Here is a 25247-nt window from a genome sequence, read left to right on the forward strand (position 1 = left end):
TTTCTCCTTATTCAGCGTCAGATTTATCTGGGCAAGTATGTTGTTGAATATTTCCATTAACGGTACCCACATTGGAATAACCATCAAATGGGCCATCGATTAAGTTAAAAGCAGTGATGGCACCATGAAAATTCCCCTTACCTTCACCGGTATCGAAAAAGCACACAAACCCCGTACCATCTCCAGGTGCCGCTGGATTTTTGGATGAATAGCTAAATTGAGCCTCATACTGATCTTCACAGTTACACTCCTGTACACCTGAATCGATACCCTCATCGGTTAATGTACAAAAGCCAAAATTATCGACTTCAGCATTGAGGCTTACACCCCCGATGGACTCAAAATCAATTGCACTGTGATCGATGTAATTTACACGGCCCTTTACTTCTTCGCCTCCGCAGTTTTGGGCGTTAAAGGTAAATACGGCGTTCTTATCGCCCCCAGCGGATGCCATGGAGCCGCCCCCTGTGAACTTGTGTTCTCCAACAAAAGTACATCCTGTTGACAACATGCCGGCCACAAGTGCGGCAGTGATTAGTTTGAGCTTTGATTGGACCATTACGTCCTCCCGTTATAATTGTGTTCAACTTACTTAACGACTTTTCATAGAATGACGCGTTGCAGTTTCGTCGAAGTCATCCGTTGTGAAGTTCAAACAGTTGTTAGAGCTACCCCTAAGTAGCAATGCACCTTCAGCTGTGTGAAGTTTTAGTTTAAAAGGTTAAAACGAAGTAACATATTGAGCGCATTAACTAAAATATGTAGGCATTTGACCTAGAGCACTTAGCAAATGACCTAGGACAAATGATTTATTAACGCCTTACTTAGACTAGGTGTTGCTCCTATTAATCAAACAACACACGCTAATTCATGATGGTGATAGAGGTAATTAGTTGAGAAGAGAATTGATCGTTTTTTTATATTCAATTGCTGCTTGTGTTCTGTTGGTAACATTCAAGTGTCTAAATATTGCACTTGCATGAACTCGAATGGTTTTCTCAGAAAGATTCAGCTGTCGCGCAATAGCCTTGTTACTGTATCCTTCAGATATAAAATGCAGCACTTTTTTCTGACTTGGTGTTAAGTGTTTCAGGTATTCATGTGTTTTAGATAATTCACTAGAGACAGTATTATCCTTGTTTTCACTCAGGTATTTCGAAATGACAGATGTGAAGACAGTATCTAGTTCTGCTTTTGAAATGAACTCTGTAGCCCCTGCATCTAAGCACTGTGTGCAACTCTCAAAATCATCATTGCCGCTAATAACTATGATAGGTGTGAGCGGGTGGTGCTCACGAATGTACTGGATCCCTTGGATTCCAACACAACCTGGCATAGCTAAGTCTGTGATAATTAAATCAATACTGGGTGTGGACTGCTCCATTAATCGAAACAGTTGCTGATAACAATAAGCTGACTCTATCTCAATGCCTCGCCTCAGTGACTTTATCTTATGCGTAATTGCATAAACAATTAGGGGATGATCGTCCGCAACAATAATTTTCATAGCTCGCCCTCCTAGCAATACTTATCGTTGAACAGTTAGGCCCTTAATAAACATAGATTCAACCCGAAAAAGGTACAAATTAAGAACACATCCTTTTACTGCTCTTCGTTCACCATCCTATTAATTAACTGCAAACGCAACAAATAGAAATCTGACCATTAGCCCTGAGTCACACCATCTACCTCGTCCTATGTTCCTATTTTATTTAAATTATATTGGAATTTAGTATTTCTCTTGCTACCCTGCCTTGTAACAATTTTATAACACGTTTGGCAAACCATTCGAAAGGGTGGGACGCAAAGTCACCGGTCTAAGGGGGTCAGCCCTATGATAGCGGGATTGCTAGTACAGTTCGGGAACTCGGGCTGTCTATCTTTGCGTTGCAAATGACCAGATTTATATTTGGAGCAACACTATGAAACTCAGTTCTGCACATAAACTCAGCGCGATCGTTAGCGCTATCAGTATCGCGGTGAGTAGCTATGCAGTAGCAAAACCCGATAGCGAACAACAGCTGCAATTACCCTACCAAGCGCTGGACAAACTGCCCGATAACCGATTAAAGAAAAGTCTGAATAAGCTACCAGCGCATGTGCAAACTAAGGTACTGAGCAAGCTTTCAACACTGAATATCCCAGTTATCGACACCGATTACATCGAAGCAGATGCGTCAGGCGAGTTGTTTTACATTGAAGAAGGCTTAACCTCCTCATCGACAGAGCTCGATATTGCAGTTGTTGCAGCGGCGTTACCCGAGATTGACGTATTCAAGCTACACAGTAAGCCCAATGCAGCGAACACAGTGTATTTGGACTTTGATGGTGGCATCGTCAGTGGTAAAGCATGGGGCGGTGGTAAAACCTATGACACGCTTCCCTATGATTTAGACGGCGATCCAAGCACATTTAACGAAACGGAACGTAGCCGTATTCATTTAATTTGGGCACGTATGGCTGATGACTTCTCAGCGTTCGATATCAATGTAACCACCGAGGCGCCAGCGAGCTTTGGGCCCAAAGTTGGTTGGGTGTTATTTACTAAAGACAGTGATGCCACTGATGTTGCTTTGCCATCACAAGGTGCCGGTGGTGTTGCCTATGTAAATGTTTGGGGTGGCAGTAACTACACTTACTATCAACCCGCTTTCGTATATTACAACCGCCTTGCAGGAGGCGCGGCAACAACCATGTCTGAGGCGGGTTCACACGAACTGGGACACAATCTTGGCCTTAGTCATGACGGAACCTCTACCACCTCTTACTATGGCGGTTTAGGCGAAACCAACGATCTAAATAGTTGGGCGCCAATCATGGGTAACTCGTACAGTAAAAATATTACTCAGTGGAGTAAAGGCGAATACCCTGACGCCAACCAATTTCAAGATGACATCGCCATCATGGCGACCAAATTGGGTTCGTCGATTGACCAAGAGGGCAATGAACAATCACCAATCGCCTTAGTTGTGGATCAAGCGGGTCAATTTTCTGCAACGAATCGCGAAGCGGACCCTAGCAACGTTGAAGCAGCTAACAAGGGTACTATCGAGCAAGGTGACAGCGATTGGTTTCAATTCAGCGCAGGCACTGGTGCCGCTCAATTCACAGCAACGCCAGCGTGGGATGCGTTTACACGCACCAATCGCCGCGGTTCAAATTTGGATGTTGGCTTACGACTGTATGACGCACAGGGCAATTTATTGGCAACGGCAGAGCCACAAACAGATACCAACGCCAATATTCAAATTGATCTGGCGGCGGGCATTCACTTACTTGAAGTGTATGGCACATCAGGCCCTTATGTGAGTGATTACGCAAGCCAAGGTCATTACTACCTAAACGGCTTTGTGCCGCCAGCAGCACCTGACACCACAGCACCAGATCCTAACCCGATGAACTTCGCAGCAGCGCCAGCTGCAATCAGTGACAGTGCAGTGACAATGCAAGCAACCACTGCCATTGATGATAACGGCTCCACTGTCAGTTACTTGTTTAATTGCAACCAAAGCGGCAATGATTGCTCAACGGGCGTATGGCAAAGTAGCACATCATTCACAGCTACAGGCTTGGCGCCGAATACTCAGTATTGTTTTAGCGTGCAGGCGAAAGATTTAGCGAACAATACCACCCTACCTTCTGCGTCCTTGTGTGCGACCACGCTAGATAAATTACTACCTCCAAACGCTCCGTCATTGCTAAGCACAACGAACGGCCAAGATGGCACCGCATCCTTAAGTTGGGCTGACAACAGTGACAACGAGAACAGCTTTGACATTCAACGTGAAAAACAACACAAGAATGGTCAATGGCGTGCAACCCAAATCATTGCGCAAACAGCTGCAGATACCACAGGCTATGTGGATGCCAGCGACAGTGGGACTTTCCGCTACCGCGTACGCGCCACAAATAACGCTGGCGCTTCGACCTGGAGCAATTGGAGTTCGGTGACGGTTACAACCTCTGGAAGCGGCGGTGGCGGCGGTGACAAGCCATGTCGAGGAAAAAACTGTGCAAAGTGAAATGGGAGTAAGACTGGTGCAAGGAAGCACTAAAGCAACACAGTTTGTTCGCTATTTTTAATCAATTGATTCCCCTGAAATTGAGCCCAAAGCAGCCTAATGGCTGCTTTTTTTATATCAGCATCTCGCGACTCGCGCGCCGTGGCTTTAAGCGTTTCGTTCACCGCTCTTGTTGTAACGAGTTTATCAACTCCTTCGGAACATCATATTGATGCTGTAAGAAGTGGCCAACAAGGTAGGTGTGGGTTTGCGCTCCTGTAAAAAAAGGACACTGATTTAGCGTCCTTTTCTTAAATGCATTTATTTACTATCGCTACGCGTAGTTAAAACTATCAATATGAATCCGCTGGTCGCTTACACCCCTTTTGTGCAGAGCCGTGATGGTGTCATCCATCATTGCCTGCGGGCCACAGAGGTAAAAATGAGCACTGAGCAACAACTCATCGGTGATGTCTTGGAACATACTTTGCTGCGCATACCCCTTCCTTCCTTGCCAGTTAGCACTAGGTTGCGATAACACCCCAGTGAAATGGAAGTTGGCAAATTGCTGGCTTAAGCGCTCAAATTCACTGCGGTATAATAAATCGCCTTGGCTGCGAGCACCAAAGTAAAAATGAATCGGCTGTTGATAGTGTCGATTTAACAACAAGTCTTGGATGATGGAATGCAGGGGCGCCATACCTGAACCTGCACCGACCACAATGATAGGCGCGTTAATCGAAGGTTCGACATAAAACTCTTCGAAAGGCCCCACAGCATCTATGGTGTCACCCACTTTGAGATTACACATATAGCTTGAACCGCTGCCAGCTGGCACTCCCTGCTCCGGTGCTCGTTGATATTTAACCGTAAACACCAGTTCATCAGTGAGCTCTGAAACCGAAGCAAGCGAATAATTGCGTGAGCAAGCCTGCGCCTCAAATGTGCCCTCTTCCACCTCCTGCCAGTGTGCTTGATATTGCTCAGGGAGCCTATCTGGCTTCGCTTTGACGACTCCACCTGGAATTAAAAAGCGCATAAACGCTCCCGCTTTGTATTGCAGTCCTTGCGCAGGCAACTTAAAGCGTAACTCTTTGATTTCAGGCGTCACAAACTCACTACTCAACAAGGTCAGTGTCATTTTTTGGGCGTCGGTGATATCAAACAAGGTCATGTCTTGCACATCATCCGAGAAATGCTGACATGCTAGTCGAAATCCTTGCTCAAGCTCTGGCTGCGAGAAATGCTGTTTGTCTGCTGAGGTTACTTGTGGTGCAGGGTTAATAAGCACTTTACAGCGGCCACACGTGCCGCCACCGCCACAGCTCGAAGGCAGAGCAATATTATGCTCGCTAAGCCCATCAAGCAGGTTGGTGGCTGTTGAAATATCAACATGATCCAAAAGCTGCTGTTGATGATCAAAGAGCTTAATTTCTCTGTGCGAAGAGAATAATTTAACCTTGTATTGGCCGCGCTTGATTAAATCCAACGTCCAAATAAATCCTGTTAGGGTTAACCACAAAGTGACGAACGCAAAGAGGATAATTTGAATACTGTTGAAATTGCCTTTATTGCCGTAATCCATAAAGTGCAGCATAAAGAAGATACCAGCGAAACGTTTGTGAGCATCACTGTGACCAACAACACGTCCAGAACCAGCCTCTATGTAGACACTGGTTTCAATGTCATCGTTAAAATCGACACGCCATGAAGCATTTTTCTGCTTGGGGAAATCTTCAATTGGTGGTTGCAACAGACGCACTTGCCCCACCTCACCGGGTCCATTATAAGAGCGCTTTGCAAGTCGCGTAGCAAAAGCGCCATCAATGCGCACTTTGTCACCTGTGTAGGCATCAAATAAGCTGTACTGATTCTCAAAATACGCATACAAACCGCGTTTGTGGCTCACCAAGTAATAGGGCTGGTCCAGCAAGGTTATTTGTTTTAACTCCACGCTGGGCGCTGCACTTTCAAGCACTTGCTTAGGCTCAACTAAAGCGCTGGTGTCAATTTCTATCTCAGAGTGCCCGTGCGCACGGTATGTGTGACCACCGGCTTTATGATGGTCCATGAGATTGAAATAAAGGCCACTACCCAACCACAGTAATAGTTGGATGCCGACAATTACGGACGCCCATTTGTGTATTTTTCTTGTCCACTGCATTACACACGACCCTGTTCAATATTATTATTTTTATGAAGTCGCGGGATTAAACCCTGCACGTTAATCTTGTTTTTGATCACTGTGAAATAGATCAGCACAGCCCCCATAACGGCGGCAAAAATTGCAAATAAAGTCACCCAAAACAACAAGGAGTTATCAATTTCGCTGTCTTGGTAATCCATCACATGAAAGCGAAACATCCAATCAAATAAACGCCACCATTGATGGCGTTTCCCTAAGACCTCCCCTGTGCGCTCCGAGATATAGAGCGTTGGGCTGCCCACGTTATCAAAGTTTACTCGCCATGCCGGTAATGCACTGTGCACTCGGCTGCTTAACTCTGCGGGCGGATTGGCATCAATGTACTCAACACTGTCAATGCTGCCGCTCCCTGCGTATTCATACTGCGCAACCTTGAGGGCTTGTTCTTTGCTCAGGGGCGATAGCAACTCACCCGTTTGCGCATCCACCATGTAATGCACATCATCTTGCACAAAGCGATAAACCGGTTTATCAATATGCATGCCCACAGAGAGCTTTTCTAATTGCGAATATTGCGCTCTAAGCGAACTCATCGGGTAGTTCAACTGCTGCACTGGCACTTTGGTTTGGTGGTTTTTCACTAGGGTATCGCCATGGATATAGTCGATATCAAAAAACACCATATATGCCCCCGTGACCGACCAAATCACAAACTGAGAACCAACAAACAACATGAGCCATTTGTGATATTTGCGACTCGTTTTTAGTGCGCTAAAAGGCGGTGTGTTGTCTGCTTCGATGCTGCGAGCGCGCCAAATGAAATACACCGCAGGCAGCACTAAGAGTGTCAATAACACCGCGCTGAGCATACCACCCACCATAGGTGCGGCAATGCGACTCATGACCTCTGAGCCCGTGCCCGAGCCATAAAGAATCGGCATCAAACCGATAATAATCGTCGCCACCGTCATCATAACAGGGCGAATACGCATCCCCGCCCCTTCCATAATGGCCCGGGTAAGCGCTGACCTATCAAAGGCAATACCCTGTTCCTTACAACGATTAAGCGCTTCTTGGTAAGACTGGTTCAAGTACACCAGCATAATCACGCCGATTTCCACCGCGACCCCAGCTAGGGCAATAAAGCCTACCCCCACAGCAACGGAGAAATTAAAGCCTTCAAGATACATTAACCATAAGCCACCAATCATCGCCATAGGTAAGGTGATGATGATGATTGCTACTTCAACCAACGAACGGAAGTTGAGGTAAAGCAAGATCACGATAATAGCGAGGGTCAGCGGCAGCACGTAAGTCAGCTTTTCTTTCGCGCGCTCCATGTATTCATACTGGCCAGCCCAGTTGATTGAATAGCCAGCGGGCAGGTCTAAGTTCGCCGCCAAATACGCCTTTGCATTTTCAACATAGGTGCCCACATCAACATCCGCGATATCAATGAAGGTCCAGCCGTTAATGCGGGCATTTTCACTTTTGATCCCCGGCGGGCCAATTTCAATACGAATATCCGCCACATCACCTAAGGCGATACGCTGACCATTTGGCGTCACCACTGGCAAACGCGACAATTGCTCAGGAGAGTCACGGTAATCTTGTGGATAGCGCAAGTTAACAGGGTAACGTTCTTGCCCCTCAATAGTTTGCGTCACATTCATGCCGCCAATCGCTGTGGACACAACCTGTTGTACATCCTCGATATTCAAGCCAAAGCGGCTGGCCTTTTCGCGAGAAATATCCACTTTAATGTAACGACCACCCGCTACGCGCTCTGAGTACACAGAAGCAGTGCCTTGTACGTTAGGTAGCAACTGCTCGATTTGCTCACCAATGTCTTGAATTACATCCAATTTCGGACCAGCAACCTTGATGCCCACAGGCGTTTTTATGCCCGTTGCTAGCATGTCGATACGGGTCTTGATAGGCATTACCCACGCATTGGTTAGACCCGGGAATTTAACCAACTTATCAAACTCAGCCTTGAGGCTTTCAGTTGTCACCCCTTCACGCCATTGGTCGCGAGGTTTGAGCTGAATAAAGGTTTCAATCATGGTTAATGGCGCGGGATCGGTCGCCGTTTCCGCTCGACCCACTTTACCGAACACGGTTTCCACCTCTGGCACAGTACGAATGAGCTTATCGGTTTGCTGCAACAACTCTCGGGCTTTACCAATAGATATGCCCGGATAGGTTGTTGGCATGTACATCAGGTCCCCTTCATCCAGAGGTGGGATGAATTCACTGCCAATTTTATCGACCGGATAGAAGCCAACCACAGTCAAAACAATCGCTAACACCACGGTGATCTTCGGAAATTTCATCACCAAATTCAGCGCTGGCTTATAAATGGCAATCAACAAGCGATTAAGGGGGTTTTTCTTCTCAGAGATCACCTTACCGCGAATAAAGTAACCCATCAGCACGGGCACTAAAGTAATAGCCAAGCCCGCAGAGGCCGCCATGGCATAGGTTTTGGTGTAAGCCAACGGCGCGAACATGCGCCCTTCTTGCGCTTCAAGAATAAACACCGGCAAGAATGAAACCGTGATAATCAACAAACTGAAGAACAAGGCTGGCCCCACTTCGGATGCGGCTTTGGCGACAATTTCCCAGCGGTTGTCATCGGTAAGCGGGGTTTTCTCCATGTGCTTATGCATATTTTCTATCATGACGATGGCACCGTCTGTCATCGCACCTATGGCGATAGCAATACCGCCTAGCGACATGATATTAGCGTTGATCCCCTGCATGTGCATGATGATAAACGACACTAAAATCCCCAGAGGCAGCGTTACCACAGCAACAATGGAAGAACGCAGGTGGAATAAGAATGCCACACACACTAACGCGACTATGAAGAGCTCTTCTGCAAGTTTGCTCCACAAATTATCGACCGCACTTTCTATTAGTTTTGAGCGGTCATACACAGTGACGATTTCAACGCCTTCAGGCAGCGATGATTCCAACGACTTAAGCTTTTCTTTGACGCCATTAATGGTTTGCTGGGCATTTTCACCAAAGCGCATCACCACAACACCGCCAACAACTTCGCCCTCACCGTTTAGTTCCGCAATACCGCGACGCATTTGTGGCCCTAAACTAACACTGGCAACGTCACCAATTCGCAGCGGCGTGCCCTGCTCATTCAACCCCAAGGGGATCTTTTCGATATCTTTGACCGAGGTGATGTAACCCGTTGCGGTCACCATGTATTCGGCTTCGGCCATCTCTACAACCGAGGCGCCTGTTTCTTTGTTGCCACGCTGCAGAGCGACTTGAATTTGTGCCAGTGGTACGTTGTAAGCACGCAATTTATCGGGGTCAACTTGCACCTGATATTGCTTTACCATGCCGCCTACTGCCGCCACCTCGGATACACCGGGAACTGTTTGCAACTCGTACTTCAAAAACCAATCTTGAATACTGCGCAATTGGCTTAAGTCATGGTTGCCGGTTTTATCCTCAAGTGCGTAAATGTACACCCAACCCACACCTGTGGCATCAGGACCAAGCTGAGGTTTAGCGGTGTCTGGTAAGCTTGAAGCGACCTGGCTTAAATATTCAAGCACCCGCGAGCGTGCCCAATACAAGTCGGTGTCATCATCAAAAATGATGTAGACATATGAGTCACCAAAGAATGAGAAGCCACGCACCGTTTGCGCGCCCGGCACTGACAACATCGCCGTCGTCAATGGGAAGGTCACTTGGTCTTGCACCACTTGCGGCGCCTGCCCTGGGTAACTCGTTTTAATGATGACTTGGACGTCAGACAAATCAGGAATTGCATCAACGGGGGTATTTTTCAATGAATACAAGCCACCGAAAGCAATGATTAAGGTGATCAGTAAGACAAAAAAGCGATTGCCCACTGACCAGCGAATTATTGATTCAATCATGTTTATTCCCTCTCATTAATGCATAGAGTGGTCAACAGCGTTTTGTTGCTGCTCACCCTCTAACAGAGAGATTTCGGTAATAACGAAGTCATCACGTACCTCAAAGGTAAAGGTCACCGAAGCCCCGATTTTCAATGCCGATACATCAACACCGTCTGCCACTGCAAAGTCCAAAGTTGCAGCTGGCCTACCCCATTTTTCAATAGGGCCTCGGCTAATGTTCAGCACACGACTTTGTTCATCAATCGCGTTTACAACGCCATCAACGGTAGCACTAGAAACCTCAGGCTGTGTCATGATATGAATGCCTGTGAGTTCATAACCACCATCTGCTGTTTTAGTCACTTCAAAATGCAGTGTTTGCCCTGATTTCAAGTCATTGATGTCCACCGTATCTGCCACGGTGAAATCCATGGTCATTTCTGGCCAATCCCATTCTTTGGCTGGACCATGGGTGATGTTCACCATGTTGTGCGATGGCATCACACTATTAATCTCACCTTCCATCCACACTGAGTTCGGCTGTTGCTGTGCAGACATACGTTTGAAGTCAGAGTTTTTGCTTGATTCTGAGTCAATCAAGAATTGCGCGGAGGTAACAATCACATCCCCTTCATTTAGGCCATCAAGGATCTCAATGTCGTCTTCGCCTACACGGCCAAGTGTCACTGCAATTGACTTAAATTGACCATCGCCAAAATCCACCACAACTCTGTCTTGCTTGCCTGTGCGGATCACCGCCTCTTTAGGCACAACCAACCTATTAGCGCTAGGCTCAGCCATAATCGCAACCTGCGCGAACATGTTCGGCTTCAACTCATAACCTGGATTATCGAAACTCAAACGCACACGCAAAGTACGGGTTCGGCTATTGAGCGCCGGATACACATAATCAACTACACCCTGCCATTCTTTGCTTGGCAAATAATCCAAGGTCATAGTAACTGGCAACCCTTCTTTAATGAGTGCCGCGTCACGCTCGAAAACTTCCGCTTCAACCCACACTTCATCCAATTTAGCGATGCTCATTAAGGTCGTGCCCGGGCTTACGTAGAAACCTTCGCGAATTTGCAGGCCGTCAATCACCCCTTTTTGCGGCGAATAGAAAGTAACGTTTTGCTGCACGTGGCCAGTTTTTTCCAAATTGGCAATGAATGCATCGGTCAATTGCAGAGATTTCAAACGAGCGGTCGCCGCTTCAATCAATGAACGGGTGTTGCGTTTAAGCGCAATTAAAAACTCTTCTTGCGCGTTTACAAGCTGTGGCGAATACAGAGTATAGAGCGCTTGGCCTTTTTCCACGGGGTCTCCCGCCGCTTTTACGTATAGCTTCTCAACCCAGCCATCGACTCGAGGATGAATATGAATAAGCTTATCTTCGTCATATTGCACATAACCTACTGTGGAGATTTTCGTATCCAGGGTCTTCATTTCTACATTCGCTGTGCGCACACCTAAATTGTGCACAACGTTTGGTGCTATTTTCACCGCGCCAGGACCGATGTCATCGCCACCGGAGTCTTCTTCGTAAACGGGGACTAAATCCATCCCCATCGGTGATTTACCCGGTTTATCGCGACGATAATTTGAGTCCATAGGCGCCACCCAGTAAAGCGGCTTCTTTTCACCGGATTCGGCACCTTGCCCGTCAGCAGCTGTGTGTTCACCTTGGAAAAGCGTCATCGCGCCTGCTCCGAGCAATGCGCCAACAATTACAGCGATAATAGTTTTGTTAGTAGCAGACATTATTGTTCTCCAATGTGGTATTCACGTTCAGACATCTGATTGCTATTGTCTGAGTGCTCGAAGCGAGATAAGAAGTAATTGATACGCGCCACTGTTTTTAGCACATCAACATCAATTTTAAGCGCGGCAATACGTGCATTTAGCTCAGCGATGCGCGCCCGCACCACCTCTGCGAAGTCGCCATCATCATGGGTGTAAGCTGTCAGCGCAGCTTGCGCTTGGTCATGGGATTGTTTGATCAACTTTTGCGTGTAAATTTCTTTGCGCTGCGATAAACGCGTGAGCTGCATGAGCTCTTTTTCAACAGCGCTGACCATCTGCTTAGTTAGAAGCAGCTTTTCAGTTTTTACCGCTTCGGTTTGCGCCACTGACGCAGCAACTTGCTGGTCTTGGCGTTTTTCCGTAAACAAAGGTAAGTCGAAAGTGACCCCCACGGAGAAGAAATCGGCACGGCTATCGCCGGAAGGCATGTCGTCGCGGTAACCATAACTGGCATTCACACCCCACTGTGGTTTGTAACTTTGCTCCGCTATTTCAATGCCTTTAGCGAATGCCTGCTCTTTTGCATCAATAGCCAACAGTGCAGGATGTGCAGCCAATGCTTGGGCAAGGCGATTGCGCGAGTAAGTATCCGCTGAAAGTAGTTCATGGTTACTTAATCGCAGCATTGGCGGCTCGTTAACCACCGCATTGATGTAGTTGCTGTGGTCATAGTTAAATGCCAATTCTGGCTGGCTTTGGTCATACACATGCAACCATTCATTGAGTTGTGCAAGGCTGGTTTCCAACTTTTGCTTTTCAACCGTTAACCTGTCTTCCAACTGCACAATTTCCAGTTGCGCGCGAATGACATCTTGTTGACGTGTTTTACCTACAGCGCTGGCGTAACTCGCTTCAGCAATTTCGGCAATTTGCTCAAACAGCACGCGGTCTGACTCAATAAGGGCAATGGTGCGCTGCGCTAAATACACATCCAACCATAATTGCGACACATTGCTGCGCAATTGGGCTTTGCGGTTTTCACGCAATAAGGGATATTGGCTTGCCTGCAATTGCAATTGGCTGGCTTTAAGCTGCAAACTATCACCACGGGGAAACATTTGACTTACACCCACTTTCAGCTGGGTCATGCCCTCTTGCTCGAAATCCCACGTATCCACAGGCAGATTCATCAACCCCACTGATACTTGCGGGTCCGCTAAGGTACTCGAGGCGATGCTCTGATTCTCAAGCGCTTGCTGCTGTAGACGATTCCCTTGTAGCCACGGATCGTTTTGCTGTGCCAGTGACACTGCTTGTTCAAGCGAAATTGATGTTTTCCCATAGCTATAAAGTGCATTGCTGCTCAAACTCAACCCCAGTAAGAGCATGACTGAGTGTTTCATATTGAATGACATTAGAACTGCTCCTCGTAGGTATTCACCTTGGCGTAGGGCTTACTCGTACCATCTTTAAAAAGTAGTAACACTTGGTAAGGCATGAACTTGTCTTCTACTTCCATGCCGGGCGAGCCAATAGGCATAGCCGGTACCGAAAGACCAATTGCATCCTCATGTTTTTCAGAGAGAAACTGGCGAATAAACTTCGCCGGAACATGGCCTTCAAATGCGTAACCTTCACGTGAAATAGCTGTGTGGCAAGAGCGGTAATTCGGGGCGATACCTAACTGAGATTTAAACGGGTTGATATCGTAAAAATCCTTACCTTCGGCCTCAAAGCCTTGTTCAACGATATGGCTTATCCACTTTTTGCAGCAACCACAACTTGGCGTTTTCAGCACAATCAGCTCTATCGCATCGAGCGGTGCATCTGCTGCCTTGTGTTGCTCATTTGCATCAGCAAACAGTGGGAAAATAATTAGTAAAATTATTAAGTTAAAATAGGTTTTCATTGTTTTCGTCCTGACAAAACGTCATTTTAGCGCTCAAAATTAGCGCATATTACTGGCGTAAAAATCGATTGTGCGTGAAATTTGGACGCACTGACCCTGTGTTAGGCGAAGATGGGGGGACGGAATAAAGATGTAGAAATAGAGTTAGGTTGCGCGATTCGCAGGCTGTTGACCTCTTCGCTCACCTTGGCAATACCAGCAGCTGAGGTATTCATATTCACTAAGGTGACGGATGTACATGCATTCGTAGGACAAAAACAAGTCACTTCACAGCAATCATCTGCCATGTCATCACCGTTTTGCGTGTATGAGTGCATCATGTTGTCATGGCCCATTGAGGAATGGTCCATCATAGAAGACATGCTCATATGAGACATATGTTGTTCACCAGCCATTTCACAGGACATCGCGCTTGCCATCGAGCTCGCAGCAAATACTTGTCCCACAAGGGCAACCAGCATAACTGTGATGATCAGTGCGTTTGAAAATAGCTTAGACATATCAATCTCAAATGAATTTACCCCAAGAGGGTAAGCCAATTTAAGAAAAATGTAAATGCCGCATAGTCACCCCTATACGGCCCGACATAAAAGCGTATTAACAAAGTTAATAGACTTTCACTAGCGACGATTGAAATCTTTTGTGACATCTTTGCAGTGCAAGTTCGGCGCGTATTCAATTACATTAATACTAGGAAAATCATAATTTTGGACTGAAGCATTGGCGGATTACATTGAAGTAAAACCACCCGCATGGTTATCGCCATATATTGAAGCGTTTTGGCTACGAAAAGTAAGCGGCAGTGTTTCTTTGTTCCCCCAAGGTGTGTTTGACCTACTGCTGCATAACGAACCACTGAGCTATTGTGGTATAAACAGCCAAAACAGCTCCCTTCGTGCGGGGATGAGCCTGCTGGGACAACAACTCTACGCCTATCACATCACCAGTAGCCAGCCACAATGGGTGTTAGCCGTGCGATTAAAACCCTTTGCGTTTTTTCAGCAATCGCATATCAGGGCATACGACATAAAAAATGGCTGCGAAAGTGTCAATGAGTTATTTATCTCATCTTACAATTTTGAGCCCTTATTCACTTGGCTTAACGCTTTAAATGATCAGGTCGACAACGACGAAATAAGTCGGGGCATCCATTTGTTAGCGCCTTGGTTACAGACACAGTTTTGCAGTAGCCACTTTGCCTTGTCGCCAACACTGCGCGCGCAAACCAACTCCATTCTCGATACCCGCGGCAATATTCTTATCAGTGATATTTGCCAGCGCTTTGATACCAGTAAAGTGACGTTGCGTAGTCATTTTATGTCACATGTAGGCCTGCTCCCCAAAGAACTCTGTAAGGTATGGCGAATCAACCATTTTCTTTTACATGCTGCGAACTCTAACCTGAATTTGACCGAGGCATCGTACAACGCCGGCTATTTTGATCAGGCCCACCTCAATAGAGAATTCAAATCCATGTTTGGGCAAACTCCCAAAGCCTTCCTTAAAAGCCAAGTTGTGAGCACTCCACAAATTGCTAGCCTATCGATTCAAAATCGTTTCAGCGGACAATACGATCCTTTTTAGCCCCCTTAACTTTTTTACAATTTTTCGCCTTTGAGATGCGCTTAACTAACTCTACATACTCCTCTAACTTAGGGAATAAGTGGATGAAAACAGTAAAAAGAACCGCACTTTCATTGGCCTTAATGTTGAGCTTTGTGAGCTCTACAGCATTAGCCCAACCTATTGATAAACAACAGAAGAAAGCTGTTGTAGAGCGAATTTCTTCGCTTATGAATGAGCATTACGTCTTCTCTGCAACTGCACAAGCAACGGGTGAGAAGTTAACTGCTGCGCTCGCACAAGGCGAATTCGCTCAATATGAAGACAGCGAGGCATTCGCCGAAGCTCTCTCTACATGGCTACAAGAACACGCCGAAGACCGCCACCTTCGGGTGCGAGCAAATCCTGTGAAAAAAGAAATCACTGGCGCAGAATCACAACTAAGAAAAAAGCTAGTGAGCCAACCCAGATATGGCTCACTCACCAAAGGTGTGGTGGCAGCGCAAGTACTTGAAGGCAATATCGGCTACATGGACTTACGCGGCTTTGCACATCTACCTGAGAGTAAAGAGTACTTGGATTCAGCAATGAAACTGCTCTCAAGTAGTGATGCCATCATTATCGATTTGCGTAAAAATGGAGGGGGTTCGCCCACAACCGTACAGTATTTATGTAGTTATTTCTTCGATGAACCGCTACTTCTGAACAGCCTGTACTATCGTGAAGGCGATGAAACTCGTGACTTTTATGTGCTTGATGAGGTCAACGGCAAAAAGATGCCTGACGTTCCATTGTTTGTGCTCACCAGCGACCGTACCTTCTCCGGCGCAGAAGAGTTTAGCTACAACATGCAAACACGTAACCGCGCAACCCTCGTGGGGCAAACAACAGGCGGTGGCGCAAACCCCGGCGGTATGTTCACTATAAATGACGACTTCCGTATGTTTATCGCCACTGGCACAGCAATCAACCCTGTCACAAAAACAAACTGGGAAAGTGTGGGGGTAAAGCCTGATGTGGAGGTAAACGCGGATGATGCTCTGGACAAAGCCATCGCCTTAGCTACGGAACAACTCGGTGGGGACTGGCAAAAACTCAAAGCTCAGCGCGAAGTCGGTGCTGATAAACTGTTTTCATTATTGGCTAATGTAAAAGCAAGCGATGATAGCCTCAACAGTATCAATAAGGCCTATCAAAATGAGGTCTCGAAGCTCATTACTTCATTAGCTATATCAGACCGTGAACTGGCCTATTTGGCGCATGAGAGTTGGGAGCAACATCCTAAGTATGCGGCTTTTTTGCTGGAAATCGCGGTGGGTATAAATGACACAGAAACCTTCCTATATGAGTATTGGGCACGTTCATTAGCAAAGTTAAACAACCCTGAGAAAGCTAAGCAGATCATTGACCTAGGGCTCACAAAAGTTGAAGGCGAAGAGCACATAGCCATGTTAAAAGAGGCGCTTGCTGAAATTACAGCCGAAACGAAAAAGCTATAAACGTCTAACTGCAAGACTTAGGTTTTTTTATTTAGCTGGCTTTTTTAATTGTTGGGCGAATCCCCCCAAATATAAAAAAGGCCAGCGCTGCTGACCTGTTCAATCTACTCGTGTAAACAATAGCACTGAAGATTAATGCTTCTTCGGCGCGCCACCTTGAATCATTTCTTTACCATTTTCATAAACAGAGGCACTCACCCAACGCCCATAAAGCAATTGGTGGTTTTGATCCAATACCGCTACAAATGGACGACCATCCGCATTGTTGGTTGCTAGCGCAATACCGGTTGCGTTTTCAAGGCCCAAACTGCCACTCTCAACTAAACGTAAGAAAGCCTCTAACTCGTCCAATGTTTCAATGATATCGTTATCGCTAATCATCATCTTTACTCAATTACTACTTAATGAGCCTAGAGTACCAGTTTCGCGCAAATGGATAAATAATGCCTTTACGACTTAGGTTTGTATTCCCTAATAAAACGCAGCTCAAAGTCGGCATACGGCAACTCTTCACACATATGCTCAAAGCCATAATGCATGACGGTATTAATGTCAGATTCAATCGGCACTTCATTAACCAAACGCTGCATGCCACTGAGCAACTGTTTAGCACGCTTATCCTCACCGGTGCAGCCATACTGTACAACGGAATAAAATTTAGCGTACTGGTCACCACCATCAATGGCCGTTTGCAGCATATCACTGGCCTTTTGCCCCTCATTCACTCTGGCCAAAATAAAGGCGGCACGTGGTTCTTGGCGATAATTAACCAGATAGTTAAGTATGGTTTTCGCCTTGAAGGTTGAAAGTGGGTACTCACCTTTGTGTCGACCATACGCATCAAAATGACGGCCAGTGTAGTAGCTGTACGCGTAGAATAGCGCTTCCTTCGTGGTCAGGGTATCGAGGTGTTTAGGGGTCACATCAATATTCTTCGCTTCATGACGCTGCACACTTTTTTGATAATCTTGTGCCCAAGCCAGCTGTTGATTCACACCATGAAAGACATGTATTGCAAACGCTGTTGCCGCACTTGTGATGGTAGAACCCACCAGCACCAAGGGTATAGCCAAATACCATCGGTTTTTTGCAAGCTCCCCGCTGCCATGACTTTGCTGCTCAGTTAACACATAAAACGCATTGTTCTCGGTCATTGGAATGCCTTTTCGAGCAAAAAATGCCGACGCCCAAGCACCAGATAGAAATAGCCCTAGCAAGATAACCCCCCATATCGTGCCCGTGATCACAATGCCAATATTCATCGCAACGACCACCTACACAACGTAGGCAACCAAGGCGATAAGGGCAAACCGACGACGATAACCGTGACCATGAACACGTACCGCAAACCCTAGTCCCACCCCAGCTAAAAACAACATCATGGGCGAAAAATCAGGTGCAAAATAATAGACTCCATACCAAGTCAACAGCAGTGGAATAGACCATATCGCGGCACCGATCGCGGCTTTGATAGCGTGCTGGTTATTGAGTTTTGCGTTAACGCGTTCGAGTTGAGCTTCATCTACGTGCATAGTGTTATCTTATTGTTTTTATGTCTATTTCTTAAATTAATTAGGTTTACTTCAGCCTAAATTAGCCATGCGTTCAGTCACTTGGCGTAGGTGCTCTCGGTAATCCTCTTTTGTCGTTTGCTCCTGCCTTAGTGACAGTAACACATTGATTTGTGCGAGTTGCTCGGCGCTAAACCTTTCAATTTGGAAATTGAGAATGTAGCGGCTCATTTCACTCAACATCACAACATTAGCTGGCATGGGTGTCTTAAACGTTGCTTTGTCATTGAAAACTACCAGAGATTCGATACCACTTTGCAACTCCAAAAATGCCTGTACTGCTTTACAGTGTTTAAAATTCTGACGAAGGGGATTCATAAAGGGCGTTTTTGAGCGCACAGTGCTCTGTGTCCACTTGGTTTGATGCTCACTCCCAAATATCCACCCCTGATAATTCTTACTTTCAATGACGAATATGCCATACGGCGTAACCAATAAGTGATCCACTTCTGTCCATTCACCATTTTCAGCCCTAAACAGCATATTCTTGTATAGAGTAAAGCCAATTCTTTTAGTCATTACTTCGAGCAACCGATTCACCTGCCACTCACCGATTGCTCCCGCTTTTACAGTAACTGTGACTCTAATTGCAGCTATTAATACAATGGCCAGTAAAAACCATAATCCAATCGGGATCAGGCCTTTCAACATTAACTCAAATGCATTAACGGACTGTGTTGAACTAGAGGTTTGAAGTGTATGGTTACTATTTGCAGGCCTATCAATCGCTGCCACTGGCTGGCGAACTTCGCCACCATTCGCTTTCTGTTTAGGTGTATTTGTCAGGTACGCCGCTCTATTGTTGCGCTCGACAACTCTAGGTTTAATACAGTGTTTATCTAGTTTTTGTTTGGCACTGCGGTACTGCGTCGACAATTTATTGTGGCTAAAATCATTTGCTTGATGTTGCAGTAGGATGCACTCAGACTCAGTGTATTGCTCGTTAGCGAGAAGAAAATTAGAAAATAGCGACAATGCTACAAAGAGAATCCATTTCATTGATATTTAAGTAACCACGTCCAGTGTGAAGGATTAAGAGTAAGCGCCCTGACGCTTATTTTCAATCACAAAAAAAGCAGGCATAGGTGCCTGCTTTTAAAATCAATATGAATGCTTACGATTCGCGGTAGAAAACTTCCACTGTGCCTTTGCTTTTAAGCAAAAGAGGTTGGCCGCGACGGTCAAGTGCTTTTGGAGAGGCAACTTTAATCCAACCTTCACTGATGCAGTACTCTTCTACGTCAAAACGCTCTTTACCGTTAAAACGAACGCCGATTTCATGCTTTAGGATTTCTTCGTTGTAGAACTTGCTACGCGGGTTGATTGAAAGCATATCTGGAATTGCTGGCTTTGCACTTGAATCTGTCATTGTGATGTTTCTTTGTGAATAAATGTGAGCGCTATTGTAGGTAATAGCGCTGCGTTGCTCAATCTTGTTTCGCATTTTTTGTTGGCTGGATAACGGCTACTAACTCATTTTGTTGCGCTCTACATACAGACGTAGGATAGTAAGCCTGTACCCGCAATAATAAAAACACTGTATAGGAAAAGCATGACTAAAGTACTTCTTGCCTCCAGCCTAATTCTATCTTCTTTCTCTGGCCTCGGTGCAGACCTAACAGTGGAAGAACAACGCATTGAAAAAGCCACACAAGCCATGCCTCAAGTCATGGCTGCATTTAAAGGTGATATCAAAGCCTTTGAAAAGAAATGGAAAAAGGCCAACAGCTACCAACAAGCCAAAGACTTGGTACTCGATTATTCGAGTCAGTTATGGCGCGACGCGAAAAAACGCATCACGACGGCCAACAACTTTGATGACCGTGAACTTTATTGGGCACGCCTGCTCTCAAGCAAAGTAATGCGCTCAAGCACACCCAAATTTGCTATCAGTGACACTGAGCGCTCCGCGCTATTAGCCTTATTAGAAAATGGTAGTCGTGGTCGCACAGATTTAGAGTACACCCAAGGCACAACCAAAAAGATTCTGTTAACTGGCTTTGACCCCTTCTTACTCGACAAAAACATTAACCAAAGCAATCCATCCGGCGTTGCAGCGTTACTACTCGATGGCCAAGTAATCAGTTATGAGGGCATTGATGCTGAGATAAACACGGTGATGATTCCAGTGCGCTACGAAGATTTCGACAAGGGTATGATTGAAGAGCTTCTTGCGCCCTACTATGCGCTCAATAATGTCGATATGGTGGTCACAGTGAGCATGGGCCGCACCGACTTTGACTTAGAACGTTTCCCCGGTAAGCGCCGCAGTGTGACGGCCCCTGATAATGCCAATATTGTTTATGGTGGCACGCAAACAGCGCCGAAGATTTCGAGCCTAAATGGCCGCCCTCTGCCTGGCAATGAGTTTGTCGAATTCAGTTTACCCGTGGCTTATATGCAAAAGGCACAAGGGCCATACAAAATTAATGATAATCACGAAGTCACAACCTTAGAGCAAACCTTTAGCCCTGGCAGTTTAAGTGCACTGAAATCTGCGATTGCCGTTAATGGTGGTGGCGGTGGTTACCTTTCAAATGAAATCTCTTATCGTAGTATTCGTTTACGTAATGAGCTCAATTCAAGCATTCCAACTGGGCATATCCACACTCCACGAATCGCCCAGTTTGAACCAGAAACAGAAGAAAAAATCGTTAAACAAATCAAAGCTATGCTAGAGCAAAGCTTACCGGCATTGTAAAACTACGGGTATTAAAAAAGCCGCCTGTGTGGGCGGCTTTTTCGTAGCTCAAAACGAATTATACCAATTCTGTTAAATATGTGATCAGATATAGCGCTAGATAAATGACGTGCTAACAAGGCGGAATTTTTCATATGTAGTTATTCTCCATAGAAAAATTACAACGCAGTAAGCATGGTATTTAGCTCGCTAGAATGATTAGCTATTTAAGTGAATTGGTATCAATACAATTCGAATAGTGGTCTGCCATTGGTATCGAACTTCACTTCCATTACACGGGCATGACGGTTGGGATCATAAAGTGGATCTTTTTTGATTTCTTCGAGCGAACGCGTGTCTGTTTTTGGCACCACACTGGGTTCACCTACAGCATGCTCATAGTCTCGAGCATGATAAACACACAGTGGCGTTTCATTATCTTCAGCCACCGTGAAGCAGTTATGACCTGGGCCAAAAATCTGCTTATCATAATCCGTTTCCAACACCGGCATGCGTGTTTTAGTCCACGAGTTACGGTCTAACAAGTCTGCATTTTCATCCGCTTCCATGTAGCCCATGCAGTAGCAAGCACCGGTTGCACTCGCTGAGAATGCGATGAAAATTTTGCCATCATTTTTGAGAACAGCGGGCCCTTCATTAACCCAAAAGTCCACACGCTCCCAATCGTAATCAGGTGTTGTGAGCATAAACTGAGGCGTTTTCAGCTTAATCGGCGATTCCATCTCGGCAAGATACAGGTTCGAAGCGGCAAATTGGCCACCCGTTTTCTCAGCCCAACAGAAATAACGTTTGCCATTGTGCTCAAACACCGTGCCATCAAGGGAGAAATCAGTGAATGACTTTTCATCACCTTCGGCAGCTTGCATCATGCCCAACTCAAGCCATTCATCGTTAAGCGGGTCTTGACCTTGGCACTCCAACACATACGGTCGCAACGCCCAAATATCGTCTTCTTCGCTGGCGGCAAAATAGACATACCATTTACCATCAAGATAATGAATTTCAGGCGCCCAAATATGACGGCTCATGGGGCCGCTGTCATGTTTGAACCACACATCAAACGTTTGCGCGTCTGCCAGACCTTCGAGTGTTTCTGAACGTCTTAACTCGATGCGATCATAGGTAGGCACAGAGCCGGTGAAATAGTAGAAACCATCAGTGTGCTTATAAACAAAAGGATCTGCGCGTTGTTCAACTAGTGGGCTGTTTGTATTAATTGCCATCTTTCAACCTGATTGTGAATGAGTTACTTGCTTTATTTAATATTATATTACTTTTTATTTAAAGCTTAAACACGGTTTTTTTCATTACAGCTTGGCTACACCGTACACAGCATTTCATGAAGCAGCGCGCAAAACTCACATGCAAGCTAATAGCGGCAACTAGTCTTTTACTATTCAACAACTTTTAGCATTCCTCGGTACATTTGCATTTGGCAGTGAAAGGCATATTCTCCGGGAGTTAAGTCGTTGAGTGTTACAGACGTCACTTCTCCTATGGGCAATTGCTCACTGATATCGAGGGCTGGAAATAGCACAGTTTCGGCACAGGGCGATTGATCTTCTCGCTTAAAGTTTAACGTCACGCTTTGGCCTGCTTTGACTTGAATTGACGATGGCGTATACACCCCATCAGCGACCTCAATTTGCACTTCTCTCGCATCAATAACTGTATTGGTCGGTTTATATAGCCAAAACCACCAAACGATGACACCAATGAGCGCAAAGCCGATTAAATTAACGATTATCATCACACTGCTCCCCTAATGTTCTTTAGCTTTAAATAAACGCAATCGATTGGCGTTTGACACCACGGTCACAGATGACAGACCCATCGCAGCCCCCGCAACAACAGGGCTTAACAGCACACCAAAGAATGGATAAAACAAGCCGGTCGCGAACACAATGCCGATACTGTTATAAACAAAGGCACCAAAGAGGTTTTGTTTGATATTGCGCAGGGTGGCCTTACTCACCGCAATCGCATCGGCCAAGCCATGCAAAGAGCCGCGCATCAACGTAATATCTGCACTTTCAATAGCCACATCCGTACCAGTGCCAATCGCAAAACCTACGTCGGCCAAGGCCAGTGCCGGCGCATCATTAATACCATCACCTGTCATGCCTACAATGTGGCCTTGCTGTTGCAATTGCTTGACCTTATCAGCTTTATCTTCTGGCAACACTTCAGCCATAAACTCACTGATCCCTGCTTTTTTAGCCACAGCGGCGGCCGTGTCTTTATTGTCACCGGTGAGCATAAACACCTTGATATGGTTGGCTTTTAGACGCTCAATCGCGGCGATAGAGTCTTGTTTAATCGGATCTGCAACCGCGATTATAGCGGCAAGTGCACAATCCACCGCGAAGTACATTGGGGTTTTCGCTTCTTTCGCCAGCGCTTGAGCGCGTTCTGTGTAGTCATTAAGTTCAATACCCTGCTCTTTCATCAGCTTTTCATTGCCAAAGATCAAGGCTTTGCCCTCACAATTAGCCTCTACGCCTAATCCGGTTAAGGCATTAAAGTCGTCAATTTTGAGTAGTTCAATGTCTTGCTCTTGTGCACTTTCAACAATAGCTTGGGCAAGAGGATGCTCTGAACCACTTTCTAAACTAGCAGCCAGTTGCAGCACTGTTTTTTCATCGTCTGCATGTGCCAATACAATGTCCGTAACCTTAGGTGCACCTTCGGTAATGGTGCCGGTTTTATCCAAAATCATGGCACTGATTTTTGATGCGGTTTGCAACGCCTCACCATTTCGGATCAGTACACCGGCTTCGGCCGCCTTACCGACTCCCACCATAACCGACATAGGTGTTGCTAGTCCCAACGCACAAGGGCAGGCGATGATCAACACAGTCGTAGCACTAACAACAGCAAAGGCAACAGCAGGTTGTGGCCCAAAGTTGAGCCATGCCAACGCACTGAGCACACAGATGATCATTACCGCAGGGACGAAGTACGCTGAAATAACGTCGGCCAATCGACCAATCGAGGGTTTAGAGTTCTGCGCCCGTTTCACCATATTGATGATCTGCGCCAATGCAGTGTCTTTACCTACCCGAGTTGCACAAAAGGTGATCATTCCAGATTTATTGAGTGTTCCAGCCACCACTTCATCATCTTTTGCTTTTTCGACGGGCATAGGCTCACCGGTGAGCATTGACTCATCAATGGCTGTTTGACCTTCAAGCACTATGCCATCGACTGGTATTTTCTCACCCGGTTTAACTTTTACTTGGTCGTCTTTAAGCACATCTTCAATAGCAATTTGTAACTCTTTGCCATCGCGGATCACAGTCGCGGTTTTTGCTTGTAAGCCAATCAAACGCTTGATTGCCTCTGAGGTTTTACCTCGAGCTTTTATTTCTAACGCCAGCCCCAAATCAATTAAGCCAATGATCATCGCTGTTGCTTCAAAGTAAACGTGCCTTGCCATCATAGGCACGGCTTCGGGTGTGAGTACAACCACCATTGAATACAGCCACGCCGTACCCGTACCCAGGGCTATCAGCGTATCCATATTCGCTGAGTGATTCTTAAAACTTCGCCATGCGCCGACATAAAAGTGGCGGCCGGAAAAATACATCACTGCGAGGGTTACCATCCCAACCACCAGCCAAGCAATACGTTCTTGCGGGGTGTTGACCGTCATCGCCCCACCAAGTAAGCCATAAGCCATTAAAGGCACCCCCACGGATAAGGCAATAATGGTGTGACGAATAAGCTTCTTGTAGTAGGCCCAATCTGCAGCTTCTTTTTCATCAAAGGCCTTGCTCGATGAGGAAGTATCAAATGCTTTGGCATTGTACCCAGCGGCTTCAACAGCTTGGATTAGCGCCTCAGTGCTTGCCGTGCCCGTCACTGCAACGGTCCTATCGGCAAAATTCATCTGTGCGCTTTGCACGCCTGAAGTTGCACTCAACGCTTTTTCGATTTTACCAACACAGCTAGCACAACCTGCGCCTTCAATAATGAGCTGCTGCTCAACTGCCTTTGACATGCATGTCTCCTTGTTGTGAGTGTGCACGTTAAAAATCAAGTGATTAATACAATGATACTGGTGCCTAATGAGGTAAATTTCAATTATCCCTCACTTATACCAATTGTATTAGAAAAGCCACACTCTAAACCTTGGACTCACTCCAAGGTCAAGAGCAGTTTAGATGGAATTTTTAGGCAAGCATTTGATGCAGATTAAGTGATATCAGTGGCTAT

The 25247-nt window shown here is 46.0% G+C and carries 20 protein-coding genes, 1 pseudogene and 1 riboswitch; of the genes and pseudogenes, 4 read left to right on the forward strand and 17 right to left on the reverse strand.

What is annotated here, in order from left to right; translation table 11 throughout:
- Positions 1–7: 7 nt before the first annotated feature.
- Positions 8–559: a hypothetical protein gene (locus V1358_RS03720; RefSeq protein ID WP_347388906.1), complete on the reverse strand. Its 552-nt coding sequence runs from the start codon at positions 557–559 to the stop codon at positions 8–10.
- A gap of 330 nt (positions 560–889) precedes the next feature.
- Entirely contained in the window at positions 890–1507 is a 618-nt protein-coding gene (locus V1358_RS03725) for a response regulator (protein ID WP_347388905.1), read from the reverse strand.
- A 261-nt stretch (positions 1508–1768) separates the two neighbouring features.
- Positions 1769–1854: riboswitch (cyclic di-GMP riboswitch) on the forward strand.
- A gap of 68 nt (positions 1855–1922) precedes the next feature.
- Here V1358_RS03725 and V1358_RS03730 point away from each other — a divergent pair.
- Positions 1923–4022, forward strand: coding sequence for a M12 family metallo-peptidase (locus V1358_RS03730; RefSeq protein ID WP_347392633.1), 2100 nt, complete (start codon positions 1923–1925; stop codon positions 4020–4022).
- Positions 4023–4335: 313 nt separating this feature from the next.
- Here V1358_RS03730 and V1358_RS03735 read toward each other — a convergent pair whose 3' ends face one another.
- From V1358_RS03735 to V1358_RS03765, 7 genes and pseudogenes are all read right to left on the reverse strand, one after another.
- Positions 4336–6165, reverse strand: coding sequence for a 2Fe-2S iron-sulfur cluster-binding protein (locus V1358_RS03735; RefSeq protein WP_347392634.1), 1830 nt, complete (start codon positions 6163–6165; stop codon positions 4336–4338).
- Positions 6165–6881 (reverse strand): PepSY domain-containing protein, encoded by a 717-nt coding sequence (locus V1358_RS03740; RefSeq protein WP_440589863.1) that lies wholly within the window; start codon positions 6879–6881, stop codon positions 6165–6167. The genes V1358_RS03735 and V1358_RS03740 overlap by 1 nt, the downstream gene beginning before the upstream one ends.
- Positions 6882–6941: 60 nt before the next feature.
- Positions 6942–10058 (reverse strand): annotated as a pseudogene (locus V1358_RS03745) (efflux RND transporter permease subunit); the annotation flags it as partial.
- Between the two features lie 15 nt (positions 10059–10073).
- On the reverse strand, positions 10074–11804 hold the full coding sequence (locus tag V1358_RS03750; RefSeq protein ID WP_347392635.1) for an efflux RND transporter periplasmic adaptor subunit: 1731 nt from the start codon (positions 11802–11804) through the stop codon (positions 10074–10076).
- A complete protein-coding gene (locus V1358_RS03755) occupies positions 11804–13201 on the reverse strand; it encodes a TolC family protein (RefSeq protein WP_347392636.1) in 1398 nt (465 codons plus the stop codon). Before V1358_RS03755 ends, V1358_RS03750 begins: the two co-directional genes overlap by 1 nt.
- Positions 13201–13695, reverse strand: a complete 495-nt coding sequence (locus tag V1358_RS03760; RefSeq protein ID WP_347392637.1) for a DUF411 domain-containing protein — start codon at positions 13693–13695, stop codon at positions 13201–13203. Before V1358_RS03760 ends, V1358_RS03755 begins: the two co-directional genes overlap by 1 nt.
- Positions 13696–13796: 101 nt before the next feature.
- Positions 13797–14195 carry a hypothetical protein gene (locus tag V1358_RS03765; RefSeq protein WP_347388899.1) on the reverse strand — a complete coding sequence of 133 codons (399 nt, stop codon included), beginning with the start codon at positions 14193–14195 and terminating at the stop codon, positions 13797–13799.
- Between the two features lie 220 nt (positions 14196–14415).
- On the opposite strand from V1358_RS03765, the gene V1358_RS03770 reads away from it, so the two are divergent.
- Both V1358_RS03770 and V1358_RS03775 read left to right on the forward strand, forming a co-directional pair.
- Positions 14416–15279, forward strand: a complete 864-nt coding sequence (locus V1358_RS03770; protein WP_347388898.1) for a helix-turn-helix domain-containing protein — start codon at positions 14416–14418, stop codon at positions 15277–15279.
- Between the two features lie 83 nt (positions 15280–15362).
- Complete coding sequence (locus V1358_RS03775; RefSeq protein ID WP_347392638.1) at positions 15363–16757, forward strand: S41 family peptidase; 1395 nt, start codon at positions 15363–15365, stop codon at positions 16755–16757.
- A 132-nt stretch (positions 16758–16889) separates the two neighbouring features.
- Here V1358_RS03775 and V1358_RS03780 read toward each other — a convergent pair whose 3' ends face one another.
- The 5 genes from V1358_RS03780 to V1358_RS03800 all read right to left on the reverse strand — a co-directional run bounded on the left by V1358_RS03780 (position 16890) and on the right by V1358_RS03800 (position 19697).
- The gene (locus tag V1358_RS03780; protein ID WP_347389497.1) at positions 16890–17138 is read right to left on the reverse strand and encodes a hypothetical protein; all 249 of its coding nucleotides are present in this window, start codon (positions 17136–17138) and stop codon (positions 16890–16892) included.
- A 68-nt stretch (positions 17139–17206) separates the two neighbouring features.
- Positions 17207–18019, reverse strand: a complete 813-nt coding sequence (locus tag V1358_RS03785) for a hypothetical protein (protein WP_347392639.1) — start codon at positions 18017–18019, stop codon at positions 17207–17209.
- Positions 18020–18031: 12 nt separating this feature from the next.
- Complete coding sequence (locus tag V1358_RS03790; protein ID WP_347392640.1) at positions 18032–18289, reverse strand: hypothetical protein; 258 nt, start codon at positions 18287–18289, stop codon at positions 18032–18034.
- Between the two features lie 51 nt (positions 18290–18340).
- Positions 18341–19327 carry a nuclease-related domain-containing protein gene (locus V1358_RS03795; protein WP_347392641.1) on the reverse strand — a complete coding sequence of 329 codons (987 nt, stop codon included), beginning with the start codon at positions 19325–19327 and terminating at the stop codon, positions 18341–18343.
- Positions 19328–19442: 115 nt separating this feature from the next.
- Entirely contained in the window at positions 19443–19697 is a 255-nt protein-coding gene (locus tag V1358_RS03800) for a DUF3297 family protein (protein WP_347388894.1), read from the reverse strand.
- A gap of 183 nt (positions 19698–19880) precedes the next feature.
- On the opposite strand from V1358_RS03800, the gene V1358_RS03805 reads away from it, so the two are divergent.
- Positions 19881–21029: a PA0049 C-terminal domain-containing protein gene (locus V1358_RS03805; protein WP_347392642.1), complete on the forward strand. Its 1149-nt coding sequence runs from the start codon at positions 19881–19883 to the stop codon at positions 21027–21029.
- 221 nt (positions 21030–21250) lie between these two features.
- Here V1358_RS03805 and V1358_RS03810 read toward each other — a convergent pair whose 3' ends face one another.
- The 3 genes from V1358_RS03810 to V1358_RS03820 form a co-directional block, all read right to left on the reverse strand.
- Entirely contained in the window at positions 21251–22252 is a 1002-nt protein-coding gene (locus V1358_RS03810) for a family 43 glycosylhydrolase (protein ID WP_347392643.1), read from the reverse strand.
- 170 nt (positions 22253–22422) lie between these two features.
- Complete coding sequence (locus tag V1358_RS03815; protein ID WP_347392698.1) at positions 22423–22779, reverse strand: cupredoxin domain-containing protein; 357 nt, start codon at positions 22777–22779, stop codon at positions 22423–22425.
- Between the two features lie 12 nt (positions 22780–22791).
- The gene (locus tag V1358_RS03820) at positions 22792–25032 is read right to left on the reverse strand and encodes a heavy metal translocating P-type ATPase (protein WP_347392644.1); all 2241 of its coding nucleotides are present in this window, start codon (positions 25030–25032) and stop codon (positions 22792–22794) included.
- Positions 25033–25247: the final 215 nt, after the last annotated feature.

The sequence above is a fragment of the Pseudoalteromonas pernae genome (genome assembly GCF_039831865.1).
GTDB classification, from domain to species: Bacteria; Pseudomonadota; Gammaproteobacteria; order Enterobacterales; family Alteromonadaceae; genus Pseudoalteromonas; species Pseudoalteromonas pernae.

Coding starts and splice junctions, on each gene's coding strand:
- V1358_RS03720 (WP_347388906.1), bottom strand. CDS start 559: ATGGTCCAATCAAAGCTCAAACTAATCACTGCCGCACTTGTGGCCGGC.
- V1358_RS03800 (WP_347388894.1), bottom strand. CDS start 19,697: ATGACAGATTCAAGTGCAAAGCCAGCAATTCCAGATATGCTTTCAATC.
- V1358_RS03735 (WP_347392634.1), bottom strand. CDS start 6,165: ATGCAGTGGACAAGAAAAATACACAAATGGGCGTCCGTAATTGTCGGC.
- V1358_RS03795 (WP_347392641.1), bottom strand. CDS start 19,327: ATGAAATGGATTCTCTTTGTAGCATTGTCGCTATTTTCTAATTTTCTT.
- V1358_RS03755 (WP_347392636.1), bottom strand. CDS start 13,201: ATGTCATTCAATATGAAACACTCAGTCATGCTCTTACTGGGGTTGAGT.
- V1358_RS03815 (WP_347392698.1), bottom strand. CDS start 22,779: ATGATAATCGTTAATTTAATCGGCTTTGCGCTCATTGGTGTCATCGTT.
- V1358_RS03730 (WP_347392633.1), top strand. CDS start 1,923: ATGAAACTCAGTTCTGCACATAAACTCAGCGCGATCGTTAGCGCTATC.
- V1358_RS03785 (WP_347392639.1), bottom strand. CDS start 18,019: ATGAATATTGGCATTGTGATCACGGGCACGATATGGGGGGTTATCTTG.
- V1358_RS03820 (WP_347392644.1), bottom strand. CDS start 25,032: ATGTCAAAGGCAGTTGAGCAGCAGCTCATTATTGAAGGCGCAGGTTGT.
- V1358_RS03790 (WP_347392640.1), bottom strand. CDS start 18,289: ATGCACGTAGATGAAGCTCAACTCGAACGCGTTAACGCAAAACTCAAT.
- V1358_RS03780 (WP_347389497.1), bottom strand. CDS start 17,138: ATGATTAGCGATAACGATATCATTGAAACATTGGACGAGTTAGAGGCT.
- V1358_RS03775 (WP_347392638.1), top strand. CDS start 15,363: ATGAAAACAGTAAAAAGAACCGCACTTTCATTGGCCTTAATGTTGAGC.
- V1358_RS03725 (WP_347388905.1), bottom strand. CDS start 1,507: ATGAAAATTATTGTTGCGGACGATCATCCCCTAATTGTTTATGCAATT.
- V1358_RS03805 (WP_347392642.1), top strand. CDS start 19,881: ATGACTAAAGTACTTCTTGCCTCCAGCCTAATTCTATCTTCTTTCTCT.
- V1358_RS03760 (WP_347392637.1), bottom strand. CDS start 13,695: ATGAAAACCTATTTTAACTTAATAATTTTACTAATTATTTTCCCACTG.
- V1358_RS03765 (WP_347388899.1), bottom strand. CDS start 14,195: ATGTCTAAGCTATTTTCAAACGCACTGATCATCACAGTTATGCTGGTT.
- V1358_RS03810 (WP_347392643.1), bottom strand. CDS start 22,252: ATGGCAATTAATACAAACAGCCCACTAGTTGAACAACGCGCAGATCCT.
- V1358_RS03750 (WP_347392635.1), bottom strand. CDS start 11,804: ATGTCTGCTACTAACAAAACTATTATCGCTGTAATTGTTGGCGCATTG.
- V1358_RS03740 (WP_440589863.1), bottom strand. CDS start 6,881: ATGTTGTTTGTTGGTTCTCAGTTTGTGATTTGGTCGGTCACGGGGGCA.